General features: G+C 66.1%; 10 protein-coding genes and 2 tRNA genes. 9 read left to right on the top strand and 3 right to left on the bottom strand.

What is annotated here, in order from left to right:
* Window positions 1-48 precede the first annotated feature (48 nt).
* On the top strand, window positions 49-1,308 hold the full coding sequence (locus J2Y54_RS01800; RefSeq protein WP_310036452.1) for a hypothetical protein: 1,260 nt from the start codon (window positions 49-51) through the stop codon (window positions 1,306-1,308).
* 78 nt (window positions 1,309-1,386) lie between these two features.
* Here the strand turns inward: J2Y54_RS01800 and J2Y54_RS01795 are convergent, their stop codons facing one another.
* A complete protein-coding gene (locus J2Y54_RS01795) occupies window positions 1,387-1,851 on the bottom strand; it encodes an Lrp/AsnC family transcriptional regulator (RefSeq protein ID WP_310036451.1) in 465 nt (154 codons plus the stop codon).
* Window positions 1,852-2,040: 189 nt separating this feature from the next.
* Here J2Y54_RS01795 and J2Y54_RS01790 point away from each other — a divergent pair, with 189 nt between their 5' ends.
* The 6 genes from J2Y54_RS01790 (at window position 2,041) to J2Y54_RS01765 (ending at window position 8,167) form a co-directional block, all read left to right on the top strand.
* A complete protein-coding gene (locus J2Y54_RS01790; protein WP_310036450.1) occupies window positions 2,041-4,350 on the top strand; it encodes a HAMP domain-containing sensor histidine kinase in 2,310 nt (769 codons plus the stop codon).
* Window positions 4,351-4,359: 9 nt separating this feature from the next.
* Window positions 4,360-5,400, top strand: coding sequence for a WalW protein (locus tag J2Y54_RS01785; protein WP_310036449.1), 1,041 nt, complete (start codon window positions 4,360-4,362; stop codon window positions 5,398-5,400).
* 18 nt (window positions 5,401-5,418) lie between these two features.
* Window positions 5,419-5,494 (top strand) — tRNA-Ile (locus J2Y54_RS01780).
* Window positions 5,495-5,541: 47 nt separating this feature from the next.
* A tRNA-Pro gene (locus J2Y54_RS01775) sits at window positions 5,542-5,618 on the top strand.
* 555 nt (window positions 5,619-6,173) lie between these two features.
* On the top strand, window positions 6,174-7,241 hold the full coding sequence (locus tag J2Y54_RS01770; RefSeq protein WP_310036447.1) for an MBL fold metallo-hydrolase: 1,068 nt from the start codon (window positions 6,174-6,176) through the stop codon (window positions 7,239-7,241).
* An 80-nt stretch (window positions 7,242-7,321) separates the two neighbouring features.
* The gene (locus J2Y54_RS01765) at window positions 7,322-8,167 is read left to right on the top strand and encodes a type 1 glutamine amidotransferase domain-containing protein (RefSeq protein WP_310036446.1); all 846 of its coding nucleotides are present in this window, start codon (window positions 7,322-7,324) and stop codon (window positions 8,165-8,167) included.
* 58 nt (window positions 8,168-8,225) lie between these two features.
* Here J2Y54_RS01765 and J2Y54_RS01760 read toward each other — a convergent pair whose 3' ends face one another.
* Entirely contained in the window at window positions 8,226-9,137 is a 912-nt protein-coding gene (locus tag J2Y54_RS01760; protein WP_310036445.1) for a formylglycine-generating enzyme family protein, read from the bottom strand.
* Window positions 9,138-9,341: 204 nt separating this feature from the next.
* Between J2Y54_RS01760 and J2Y54_RS01755 the strand changes: the two genes are divergently transcribed.
* The gene (locus J2Y54_RS01755; protein WP_310036444.1) at window positions 9,342-9,737 is read left to right on the top strand and encodes a hypothetical protein; all 396 of its coding nucleotides are present in this window, start codon (window positions 9,342-9,344) and stop codon (window positions 9,735-9,737) included.
* Between the two features lie 25 nt (window positions 9,738-9,762).
* Entirely contained in the window at window positions 9,763-11,550 is a 1,788-nt protein-coding gene (locus J2Y54_RS01750) for a sulfatase-like hydrolase/transferase (protein WP_310036443.1), read from the top strand.
* Here the strand turns inward: J2Y54_RS01750 and J2Y54_RS01745 are convergent.
* Window positions 11,544-12,371, bottom strand: coding sequence for a hypothetical protein (locus J2Y54_RS01745; RefSeq protein ID WP_310036442.1), 828 nt, complete (start codon window positions 12,369-12,371; stop codon window positions 11,544-11,546). The genes J2Y54_RS01750 and J2Y54_RS01745 overlap by 7 nt on opposite strands.
* Window positions 12,372-12,414: the final 43 nt, after the last annotated feature.

Raw genomic sequence — 12,414 nt, 5'->3', positions numbered from 1 at the left:
AGAGCGGTGGCGACGATAGCTGCGCCCATCGCGTAAGGAGAGTTTCGGATGAAGTCTGTTTCCAAGGCTGCGCTCGCCGCTGCAGTGCTGCTGGCCGCGCCCGCCGCGGTATCGATCCCCGCCGCTGCGCAGAAGAAGGACGCCGAGCAGGCGCCCAAGCTGAAGATCAGCGACGCGTTCCGCAAGGCTGCGATCGAGGTCGAGAATCTGATCAAGGCGAAGGATTTCCAGGGCGCCGCCGCCAAGCTCGACGCGCTCGACGCGATGGCGACCGCCGATGACGAACGTTTCTATGTCGCCAATTTCCGGCTGACCACCGCCGCCAACCTGAAGGACGACGCCGGGACGATCCGCGCGCTCGACCTGCTGATCGCGCATCCGCGCACCGAGCCGGCCGATGCCGGGCGGTTCAACTATGTGCGTGGCGACCTGACGCTCAAGCAGAAGAAATATGCCGAGGCGCTGCCGTTCCTGATCAAGGCGCGCGACCTGGGCTATGTGCCCAATGGCGGCAACCTCAACCTGCAGATCGCGCAGGCGCAGCTCGACTCGGGCCAGCTCGATGCCGGCGTCGCCAGCATCGATGCGGCGATCAAGGCCGAGGAAGCGGCAGGTCGCAAGGCGCCGGAGACCTGGTACAAGTTCGCGGTCGACCGGCTGTATCGCGGTGGCAAGAAGGCCGCCGCGACCGAATGGCTCGGCCGCCAGATCGCCGCCTATCCCAGCCCGGCCGGCTGGCGCACCGCGCTGTACGTCTACATGGAGCAGGCGCGCGAGAAGGGTGCCACGATCGACGCCGATCTGCAGCTCGACGTGATGCGCCTGATGCGCGCGAGCAAGGCGCTGGGCGGCGAGGCGGATTATCAGGAATATGCCGACCTGGCGCTGCGCCGCGGTCTGCCCTGGGAAGCCAAGGCCGTGATCGAGGAAGGCCGCGCGGCGGGCAAGGTCCAGGCCAGCAACGTCGCGACCAACGAACTGTATCGTTCGGCAACGGTCCGCGAAAAGGCGGAAGGCTCGCTGGCGGGCGAGGAGAAGAGCGCGGCGGCGGCGGCCAATGGCACCGCGGCGAAGAATGTCGCCGACGCCTATCTGGGCAGCCGCAATTTCGCCAAGGCCGCCGAACTGTACCGCATTGCGCTGCAGAAGGGTGGGGTCGATGCCGCGCTGGTCAACAGCCGCCTCGGTATCGCGCTGGCGATGCAGGGCCAGAAGGCTGAAGCCAAGACGGTGTTCCAGGGGATCAACGGTGGCGCGCGCGCCGAGCTGGCCCGGTTCTGGACGATCTGGCTGGATCAGGCTGCCTGATCGCACGCCACAGCGGCACCACGGAAAAGGGGGCGGCCCGACAGGGCGCCCCCTTTTTCATGCAGCGCGCAGGCCGTGTCAGGCGTCGACGGGAACGCCCGGTTCGGACTTGGACGAACGGATCGTAAGCGACGTGCGTACATGCGCGACGTTCGGCGCGGTGGTCAGGCGCGTCGTCAGAAACTGCTGGAAGCTGCTGAGATCGCGGGCGACGATCTTCAGGATGAAGTCGATATCGCCATTCAGCATGTAGCATTCGCGGATTTCCGGGATCGACGCGACATGCGCCTCGAACGCCTCAAGATCCGATTCGGCCTGGCTCTTGAGGCTGACCATGGCAAAAACCGTGATCGAATAGCCCAGCCAGGCCGGGTCGAGATCGGCATGATAGCCGCGAATTGCACCTTTTTCTTCCAGCGCGCGGACGCGGCGCAGGCAGGGCGGGGCGGTAAGCCCGACCCGGTCGGCCAGTTCTACATTGGTCATGCGTCCATCGGCCTGCAGATGCGCCATGATTTGCCGGTCGATATCGTCGAAAGCCATGTTGATTCCCTTGTGCGGCATGCTTGTGTCGCCACGTGTGCGTTAGACATAATTAAATTACTTGCAAGCGCAATTGTCCCACTATGCGACGCCACCATTTCGGGATGAATTCTCCTGTTCCCAGCGAGGCTTGGCTCGGGTTAAGGAATCCTTACCGGCCGAACAGCGGCCCGATTGGACAGCCCGATTTTGCGTTACGACGACACCCTTGAGACCGTTCTGGCCGCCGATGTTTCGACATCGTTCGGCAAGGCCTCAGCGTGGCGTCAGCTGGTGGACCTGATCGGACGGCGGCGCGTAGCGGCGGATGTGCGCGCGTTCAACCTGCTTCGCCGGATTCGCGACGATGTGCCGCTGAGCGTTCGCGCGGCGTGCGCGCGGGGCCTGGAGCATGTCAATCCGCCGGCCCCGCTGGTGGCGCTGTGTGCGATCGACGAGATTTCGGTGGCCGCCCCGGTCCTGCGCACCGCGCGGCTGACATCGGGCGAGTGGGTGGAGCTGCTGCCGCGCCTGTCGGCCGCCGGGCGATCGGTGCTGCGCGGACGCCGCGACCTGCCGCCCGGGATCGAGCGCGCGCTGGAGAGTTTCGGCCCGGCAGATTTCGTGGTCACCGATGCTGCGGCTGCAGCGCGTGCCGCTGACGTCGCGCCAGATTCTGTCGCGGCGCCCGAGATTGAACCCGAGGTCGCTGCGGATGCGGCCATGGAGGCGATGCCGGAACTGCAGCCGGAGCCTGCGGCGGCGGCCGATCTTGAGCCCGAGATACCGGTCGAGCCGGAGCCGGAGCTGGCCGAGCAGACCGTCGCCGCTGCCGACGCGGCGCATGTGCATCGTGATGAGCCCGATCCGGTCGACCCGGCACCCGGTGACGCGGCGGATGCCGCCGAGCCGGATGCGCCGGTTGCAATGGAATCGGTGCTCGACGTCGTGCAGCGGGTCGAGACGCGGATCCGCATGCGGCTTCGCCCGGTGCTGGAGCGCGCACCCGCGCCGGTCGAACCGGAACCCGAAGCGGAGCCCGCGCCGGAGCCCGTAGCGGAGGCAGCGATCGACGAGGCGGTGGTCGCGGCGGAGCCCGACGAACCGGTTGCACCGGCCATTGACGCCGCTCCGCCCGAGGCGGAGCCGGTGCTGGCGGCGCAGGTCCCGGCCGATACCTCGCCGTTCGTGACGGTCGGCGCGGCTGCGCTGGGCATCCCGCTGGTGGTCCAGGCACTGCAGCAGGCGCAGGGCGGCGCCGGAGATGAAGCTGCGCCATCCGACGCGGATGCGGATGCAGTTGCGCTTGCACCCGACGCGGAAGCGGCGCACCTACCCGAAATGAGTGAATCCGCGCTCCAGTCCCCGCATGACGCACTGGCGAGCCCCGGCCCCGACGCGCCTGATGCCGAGGCCGGACCGTTCGAGATTGCCGAGGTCGTCGCGCGGATCGACGCCTTTTACACGCGCCAGCAGGAGCGGGCGGCCACGCTGCCGGTGCCGCAGCGCGCCGATGGGTTCCGGTTCGAGACCGACGAGCTGGGCACGATCCGCTGGGTCGAGGGCGTGTCGCGTGCGCCGCTCATTGGCCTGTCGCTCGAGCTGAGTTCGATGCCGGGCGAGTCGCGCGCCGATGGCGTTGCGGCCGGTGCATTGCGCAGCCGCGCGCCGTTCAGCGATGCCCGGCTGATGATTGTCGGCGAATCCGACGCCGCGGGGGAGTGGCGGATTTCGGCGACGCCGGCCTTTGATCGCGCAACCGGGCGCTTCACCGGCTATCGCGGCACCGCGCGCCGCCCGCGGCGGGAAGAGAGCGCCGCCCCGGTCGCAGCGCCGCGCGCCAACCCGGCGGCGGACTCGCTGCGCCAGCTGATGCACGAGCTGCGCACGCCGACCAATGCAATCGCCGGCTTTGCCGAGATGATCGAGCGCGAGATGCTGGGCGACGCCCCGCCGCTGTATCGCGAGCGGGCCGGGACGATCCGCACCCATGCGCGCGCATTGCTGGCCGCGATCGACGATCTCGACATCGCCGCGCGGATCGATGCCGACGCCTTCCACCCCGGCGAGACCGACGTGGCACTGCGTCCGCTGCTGGCGCGCATCGCCGATGAACTCGCTCCGATGGCCGAACTGCGCGGCGCGTGGATTTCGCTGCCGATCGCGGACCGGACGGTGCGCGGCGACGCGCGGGCGATCGAGCGGATGCTGTCGCGCCTGCTCGCGACCCTGTTGTCGGCAGCAGAGGAGGGCGAACGCGTCGGCGTCGCGGTGTCCGCCGATGCGGGCCGGGTCGCGATCCGTTTCGATCAGCCGCGCGCGTTGGCGAGCGTTGGCGGGGACGCGCTGTTCGCGATGGACGATGAACAGCAGGATGGCGCGTTGCTCGGCACCGGCTTTGCGCTGCGCCTGGTTCGCAACATTGCGCGCCAGCTTGGCGGGACGCTGGCGATCGGGCCGGACGCAATGACGGTCGAGTTGCCGGCGCTGGTAACCAAGTCTTTGGAACAGGCGCGCTAAACCCGGCGCGTGACGCTGCGCACTGCCCCTCGCTCAAGACCCGTCGGCTATCGGCCGCGCAAGCCGGCTGCCGCCGCGCGGATCGCGTGGCCGGACGCATTCGGCCAGCGCTTTGCCGTGTTTGTCGATACCGAGGAAGAATTCGACTGGTCGCAGCCGCTGGCGCGGGAGCATCGCGACACACAGGCGATGGCGGCGCTGCCCGACCTGCATGCCCTGTTCGCCGCGCATGGCGTGCCGGCAACCTACATGATCGACGACCCGATCGTGCGCTGCCCGCGTTCGGTGGCGATCCTGCAGCAGCTGGTCGCGGATGGCGGGGCGGCGATCGGGTCGCAGCTCCACCCCTGGGTCAACCCGCCGCATGATGAGGCGGTGAGCCCGCGCAACAGCTTTCTCGGCAATCTGCCGCGCGCGCTGCAGGCGGCCAAGATCGCCGCGCTGACCGACGCGATCGCAGCGGCGTTCGGCACGCGGCCGGTGATGATGCGGACCGGGCGCTATGGCCTTGGCCCCGAGACGCTCGCGCTGCTTGCGGCGGCGGGGTATCGCGTCGATACGTCGATGCGATCGGGCTATAGCTATGCCGGGGAAGGCGGGCCGGACTATCGCGCGATCCCCAACCACGCCTTTCGCACCGGCCATGGCGCGCTGGTCGAGATTCCGCTGACGACGATCTATACCGGCGCGATGCGGCGGGGCGGGGCGGGGCTGCATGGTGCGCTGGGGCGGATCCCGCGCGGGCGTGGCATCGCATCGCGCCTGCGGCTGCACAGCCGGGTGGCGCTGACGCCGGAGGATATGCCGATCGCGCTGGCGCTGGAGGCGATCCGGGTCGCGGCGGACAGCGATGTGCGGCTGCTGATGTTTTCCTATCATTCGCCCTCGGCAGCGCCGGGCCATACCCCCTATGTCCGTGATGCGGCCGAGCTGGCGCTGTTTCGCAACTGGTGGGAACAGGCGTTCGCGCTGCTCGACCGGTTGGGGATTGCGCCGGCGTCGCATGACCAGATCCTCGCGGCGCTTGCGGGGGCGGACGAACGCCCCTAATCGGCGGGCGTGCTGGCGGGGCCTGTAGCTCAACGGTTAGAGCTGGCCGCTCATAACGGCTAGGTTGCGGGTTCGAGTCCTGCCGGGCCCACCAGCGCATTGCCTTTGCGGTCGGACCTGTATAGGCGAGCCGCTTCGCGTCGGGGAGTGGCGCAGTCTGGTAGCGCGCCTGCTTTGGGAGCAGGATGTCGCAGGTTCGAATCCTGTCTCCCCGACCACTTTATCGCGAAAGCGACGGATTTCCGCCACTTTGCGCGGTCCGATATTCCGGGTCGGCCCCATGGAACGGGCCCATGAGCACCGCCCAAGAACGATCGGCCCGCGCGCGAAAGGCGGAGCGATATCGCCGGGGCCCGCAGAGTTCTGCGTCAGGCGCCTAAACCGCGCCGCCGCGCGCGTTCGAAGACTGGCGCATGACGCGGGTTGCGCCCGGGTCTCCGCTCGCGATCGCACTGCGGTTCGACCAGGGAGCGGGGGAGCATCCCGTTGGCCGGGTCGCCAAGGCGAATGGCCGTGCCATGCTCGAGTGGAGCGATCGCGGTCTGTCCGCGCCCCGATCAGTGTCCCCGCCGCCTCGTCCCCCCGTCGTTCGGAAAACCCTGCGCTCTCATTGTAGTCAACCCATCGGGATTGCTCACCGCCTAGTCCCGCGCGGCTTTTTGTGGGCCAGCTTTCGGTCTGGATAACGGAGAAAGCGGACAGTTGGCGTCGATGCGCCAGCAATTGCCTAATGCGATCGATTAAGCCAAAAGATCGATCGAAGGGAAAAGACGATGAAGCGAATCGCGATCGGGCTCTTGGTCGTTGTGGCGTCGGTCATCGCAGCTGGTTTTGTGTTCCAGAAGCAGGTCGGCGCAGCCATGTTCCAGCGCGCGGCGGAACAATTGGCTGGCCGCAACCAACTGTCCGGCCTTGGTGACGGCTTACATGTCGGGCTGTGCGGTACGGGGTCACCCATGCCCAATCCGCACCGCGCCGGCCCGTGCAACGTCGTTGTCGCGGGCAAGCAGATTTTCGTTGTCGACATGGGCGAGAATGGCAACCGCAATCTCAACCTGATGGGTGTCAGCGCCGGTGATGTCGACGCGTTGCTGCTCACCCATTTCCATTCGGACCATATCGACGGCATCGGCCCGCTGATGCTGTACCACTGGACCCGCCGCGCGAGCACCGCGCCGCTGCCTGTCTACGGCCCGGAAGGCGTCGAGCAGGTGGTGGCGGGCTTCAACGCTGCCTATGCACTCGATAAAACCTATCGGATCGCGCACCACGGAGAAGAGGTGGTTCCGAGTAGCGGTGGTGGAGCCGTGGCGCGGCCCTTTGCCATAAAGGGCAATAGCGCGATTATTCTGCGCGGCGGCGGCGTTACCGTCACGGCGTTCAAGGTCGATCACGATCCGATCAAGCCCGCGGTCGGATATCGCTTCGACTATAAAGGGCGCGCATTGTGTATCAGCGGCGACGCGGCCAAGTCTGCAAACCTGATTGCGATCTGCAAGGGCGCCGACCTGATCGTCCATGATGCCCTGCAGCCCCAGTTGCTCAAGCACATCGAGGCGGCTTTCGCGGCACAAGGCAATGCTAATACTGCCAAGATCTTTCACGACATTCAAGATTATCACGCTACGCCAGAGCAGGCGGCGGAAAGCGCGCAGGCGGCGGGTGCGCGCATGCTGGTGCTCTCGCACCTCGTGCCGCCGCTGCCCTATTCCTATCTCTACCCCGCCTTCCTTGGTGACGCGCCCGCGCGGTTCGACGGCAAAATTGTGGTGGGCGAAGATGGGATGCTGTTTTCACTTCCCCCTGACAGCAAGGCGATCGAACGCCGCGATCTGATGTGACCATAGGGGCGGACGCTGACAAAAGCGCTGCCCCAGCATGCCATTACCAGAACTCAGGAAACCGTAGGGACCTGTTCGCGATGAACCGATGGATTGCGTATCTTGCGGTCGGTGCGTTGGCGCTTTCCGCGCTGGTCTGGTTTGGCTTGCCGTCCGCGCTGACGGCGATGGGTCTGCATCCGCACTATGCGATACCCAAGATAGATCTTGCGGGCCGGCGCGCGTTGATTATCACGACCAGCCATGCCACGCTCGACCCCGCAGGCGACGCAACTGGCGTGTTCGCATCTGAAATGACGGCACCCTATTATGCGTTTCTGGACGCAGGGATGGACGTCGATATCGCCAGCATCAAGGGCGGCGACATCCCGATAGAGCCGGTTTCACTGCGCTGGCCGTTACGCTCACCGCACGACCGGAGGTTTCTGGCGGACCCGCAATTCATGGCGAAGGTGCAGCAATCCTTAGCCATCCAAAATATCGACATTGACGCCTACGACATTGTCTTTTTGGCGGGCGGCTGGGGTGCCGCGTATGATTTCGCGCAATCCGACATGTTGGGCGCTCAGATCAGCCGGGCCTATGCAGGCGGCGCCGTGGTTGGGGGCGTCTGCCATGGTCCGCTTGGCCTGCTTGCAGCAAAGGCCCCGAACGGTAAGCCGTTGGTGCTGGGACGCCGAATTTCCGCGGTAACGGACAAGCAGATCCGGGAACTCGGCATCAGCTTTACCCCGAAACATCCCGAGCGCGACTTGCGTGCCGCCGGTGCGCTGTTCGGGGCCGAAACCGCCTACCGTGATTTTTTCGCGAACCATGCTGCCGTCGATGGGCGGCTGGTGACCGGGCAAAATCAGAACAGCGGTTCAGAAACCGCGCATCGGATGATGGAAGTGGCGCTCAAACAGACCGACCGCGTGGGTCGGTGACGCGGCCCCCAAGGCGCCGACGGTGCCGCGTGCTTCCTTGGCGTTTGGGTTCACATGACTAGGTCTCAGGTCCGGGGGCCATCCGGACGACACGGAAGCCGATATGGTCCGTGCCGAGGTCGCGTTCCTGAAACTGGCGGGCGGCGGGGCGGTAGCGGGCACAGTAATTGGCCGCGCAAAGATAGGACCCACCCTTGATCACATTGGTCGGCTGGCCCGGGCGACTTTCATTCGTCGTCCACTCCCACACATTGCCGATCATGTCATGCAGGCCAAAGGCATTCGCCGGAAAGCAGCCGACTGGCGCGCGCGCGGTGAAGCCGTCTTCGCCCAGGTCGCGGGCGGGGAATGCGCCCTGATAATAGTTGGCGGTCGGCTTGCCCGACGCATCTTTAGGCTCGGGCAAGGACGCCGCGCCGGCACGCGCGGCGAACTCCCATTGTTCTTCGCTGGGCAGGCTCAGCCCCGCCCAGCGGGCATAGGCGCGTGCATCATTATAGGTAACCTGGACCACAGGATCCGTATCGCGCCCGGCAATTGCGCTCTGCGGCCCCGAGGGGTGTCGCCAGTTTGCACCGGGGATCCAGGCCCACCAATTGCTGTTGTCCGGCGTGGGCACCCGGAACACGGCCGAGCCGGGCTTGCGCATTTCGGGCGGGGCACCGGGCAGCGCCGGTGGATCACGCTCGGCTTCGGTGCGATAGCCGGTTGCGGCGACGAATGCGGCGAACTGGGCGTTGGTAACCTCGGTCCGGCTCATCCAGAAGCCGGCGACTTCGACCTCGCGCGCGGGCCCCTCTTCGGGGTAGCGGGCATCGTCGCCCATCGTGTAGCGGCCACCGGCGATCCACACCATTTCGGGCTCGGCAAGTCCTGTGCAGGCCGCGGCGGACTGTTTGGGAATGCTCTGCTGCGGCGCCTCGCCGCAGGCGCAGACGGCTAGCAGCACGGGAAGAAACAACCGCTTCATGTTGGTCCACCCACATGCTGCACGATGCGCCTGATGTTCACCGCCGATTGTCTCATGTCAGTGGCCCCGTCGTTCAAACATGCCGTGCTGGCATGATTCAGTCCCCCGTTTTAGTCGAGGCTGACCTTCGCAACGCTGCCAGCCCGTTCGTTGACATCAATCATAAGAATAATATACCACATTAACAAGATGGAGGTCTGGGGGATGCAAGTGGGTCGAACAGTTCTGCTGGTGCTCGTCGCCGTCATTGCGCTCTTCATGGCCACCAACGCGGCGCTCTGGCTGCTTGTCCCCGAGCGCGCGGCCAAGGTGCTTGAAATGCCCTTGCTGACCGGCGCTGGCTTGAGCAGCCAGATGGACATTGGTGCCCTCTTTCTGGGCGCTGCGACCTTCACCGTGATGGCATTGATCACGCGCGAGCGGCCGTGGTTCATCGCGGGGGCCGTGCTGATACTGGGCGCTGCCGCATACCGGACAAATGCGTATCTGTTTCATGGTGCCGCGTTCCTCGCCCACATGGTCGCAGTCGAGATCGTGATTGGCGCCATTCTGATCACCGCAAGCCGTGTGCTTGTGCGAGAGGCTGGACCCAATCGCTAGGCGGCGTACCTGAAGGAAACGGCCCATGCGGACCCCGCGATCAAGACTGCTACCGTCCCTCGTCGCCTTCGCCGCACTGCTGGGCGCGGCTGCGCCTGCCAGCACCGCGGACAAGCGTCCCAATGTCGTCATCATCCTTGCCGATGACGCCGCGCTGATGGATTTCGGCGCGTATGGCGGCGAGGCGCGTACGCCCAATATCGATGCGCTGGCCGGGCGCGGGGCTTTGTTCACCCAATACCGCGCCTCGCCCCTGTGTTCGCCCTCGCGCGCGATGCTGCTGACCGGGATGGATGCGCACCTGACCGGCATCGCGACCATACCCGAAGTCCTGCCCAAGGAGCAGCGCGGCAAGCCCGGGTACGAGATGGCGCTCGAACCGGGCGTCCTGACGCTGGCCGACCGGCTGCGGGCGCAGGGCTATCGGACGATCATGGCCGGCAAATGGCACATGGGTGAGGCGGCAAGTGAGATGCCGCAGGCCCATGGTTTTGACCGCAGCTTCGCGCTGGCGGCATCGGGAGCGGACAATTGGGACGACCGGTCCTACATGCCCTATTACAAAGACGCGCCGTGGTTCGAGGACGGGGTCGAGGCGAGCTTGCCCGAGGATTTCTATTCCTCGCGCTTCATCGTCGACAAGGCGATCAAGTATCTCGCTGAAACTGATCCGGCCAAGCCGTTCTTCGCTTATCTGCCATTTCAGGCGATCCACATCCCGGTGCAGGCACCGCGGCAATTCATCGACCGTTACAAGGGCCGTTATGATCAGGGCTGGGAAGTCCTGCGGAAGGCGCGCCACCAAAGGGCACAGGCGCTGGGGCTGATTCCGCAGGGCGCGCCGCTCGCCGCGCTGCCGCCCGATTTTCGCGCCTGGAACAGCCTATCGGCCCAGGACCGTGCCCTCTATGCCGCCCGCATGGAAGTCAATGCGGCGATGCTGGAGGCGATGGATTTCCACATCGGACGGCTGATCCAGCATCTCAAGGCAAGCGGCCAGTACGAGAACACGATCTTCATCGTCTCCTCCGACAACGGGCCGGAGCCATCGCGCGGCGACGACAATGCCATGCTTTCGGTGTTCCAAAGGCTGACCGGCTACCACATCGGCGCAGATAATATGGGCGGCCCCGGGTCCTGGGGCTTTATCGGCCCCGAATGGGCCGCGGCCGCCGCGACGCCGGGGGCGTGGTTCAAATTCTACGCGACCGAAGGCGGGATCCGCGTGCCGCTGATCATGGCCGGACCCGGCATCGCCCCGCGACGGGTCACGAGCCCGGCGATGATCACCGATATCGCCCCGACCGTGCTCGAATGGCTGAAGGTCGATCCGCAAGCCAGCGCAGGCAAGCCGATTACCGGGCGCAGCCTGATGCCGGTCCTTAGCGGCGCGGCCGAAAGCGCCTATGGCCCGGACGATGCCCGCGCAGTGGAAGTATCAGGCAATTCCGCGCTGTATCTGGGCGATTACAAGATTACCCGCAGCGTGCCCCCGGTCGGCGATGGCCGGTGGCGGCTCTACAACCTCGCGCGCGATCCGGGCGAGACGACCGATCTGAGCGCCAGCGCGCCGGCCATCATGCGCCGGATGCTTTCCGAATATGCGGCCTACACAAAGCGGGTCGGCGTGCTGGAGATGCCGAAAGGCTATGATTCCATGGTCCAGGTCAATCGCAATGTCGGCGCGCGGTTGCTCAGCAACTATCCGTGGCTCTATGGCGTGCTCGGGGGCTTCCTGCTGACGTTTGTCGCGCTGATCTGGCTCGCGCTGCGCGGGATCCGTGTACTGATGCGCCGTCGGACCGCTCAATAGCGGCGAGTCGCGATGACGCGGGTTCGCTTGAGCCCCGCGTCCCGCTGGCCCAGCGCGCGGCGATAAGCGGGCAATTGCTCCATGGCGAAGATCGCGGTCGGATCGGGATAGATCATTGCCGCCAGGTCGTCCCACGGCGCCTGCCAGTCGGGGCTGCGCGGCTGGACGAGCATAGCGGTGATGGTCCCGGCAAACAGGAACTGCCCACCCACGGCATGGACCGCCTTGAAGGCTTCGCGACCATAAAGAAGATAGTCCGTGCGCCCGTCCACCGCGTCGCCTTTGGAACGGGCATGATAGTCGAGGAAGTTGATCATCGTGACCGGCCCGTCCGGCTGGGCCTGCGCGCGGGCGATTGCCTCCATCGTCGGTAGCAATTCGGGCCGCCCGGCGATGGTGTCGAGCCTGGTCGGCATCGGACCGGACGGCCGCCGGGTCATTCCGAGCAGGTGCCGCAATCGCAGCACCCCAAGCGCGATGGTCGGGATCGCGGTCAATTCTACCTCGGCCACAAACAAGTCCAATACCGCCGGATCGTCCAGCAACGCTGCCAGAGCCTGTGTTTCCGGCGGCAGGATCAAGTAATGGGTCCAGTAAGGCTCGCCTTCACCGATCAGCGTGAACTGGGCCGATGCATTCCACAGGGCGTCAGGAGCGACCAGGCGCAACGCCGGATCATCCTGCCGCACCGCTGCGAAGATGACCGTGTCGTGCCGGTAGATGCGCCGCGACGGCTGCTGCAGGCCGGTGGTCCCGGCGGCGACGATGGCAAGGACGACAATCCCGCCAAGTACGATCAGGCCGGCCAGCGCGATATTCATATGCGATCCTCCCCTACCTCCAGTGCATGACCCGGCCGCGCGC

Source organism: Sphingomonas sp. BE123 (assembly GCF_031456015.1).
GTDB lineage: Bacteria > Pseudomonadota > Alphaproteobacteria > Sphingomonadales > Sphingomonadaceae > Sphingomonas.
Note: the sequence above shows the minus strand (reverse complement) of the source record. Positions and strands in the feature narration are given on the sequence as shown.

Bases quoted from the DNA above. Each gene is read 5' to 3' on its own strand.
- J2Y54_RS01795 (WP_310036451.1), bottom strand. From the start codon at position 1,851: ATGGCTTTCGACGATATCGACCGGCAAATCATGGCGCATCTGCAGGCC.
- J2Y54_RS01755 (WP_310036444.1), top strand. From the start codon at position 9,342: ATGCAAGTGGGTCGAACAGTTCTGCTGGTGCTCGTCGCCGTCATTGCG.
- J2Y54_RS01745 (WP_310036442.1), bottom strand. From the start codon at position 12,371: ATGAATATCGCGCTGGCCGGCCTGATCGTACTTGGCGGGATTGTCGTC.
- J2Y54_RS01760 (WP_310036445.1), bottom strand. From the start codon at position 9,137: ATGAAGCGGTTGTTTCTTCCCGTGCTGCTAGCCGTCTGCGCCTGCGGC.
- J2Y54_RS01750 (WP_310036443.1), top strand. From the start codon at position 9,763: ATGCGGACCCCGCGATCAAGACTGCTACCGTCCCTCGTCGCCTTCGCC.
- J2Y54_RS01770 (WP_310036447.1), top strand. From the start codon at position 6,174: ATGAAGCGAATCGCGATCGGGCTCTTGGTCGTTGTGGCGTCGGTCATC.
- J2Y54_RS01765 (WP_310036446.1), top strand. From the start codon at position 7,322: ATGAACCGATGGATTGCGTATCTTGCGGTCGGTGCGTTGGCGCTTTCC.
- J2Y54_RS01800 (WP_310036452.1), top strand. From the start codon at position 49: ATGAAGTCTGTTTCCAAGGCTGCGCTCGCCGCTGCAGTGCTGCTGGCC.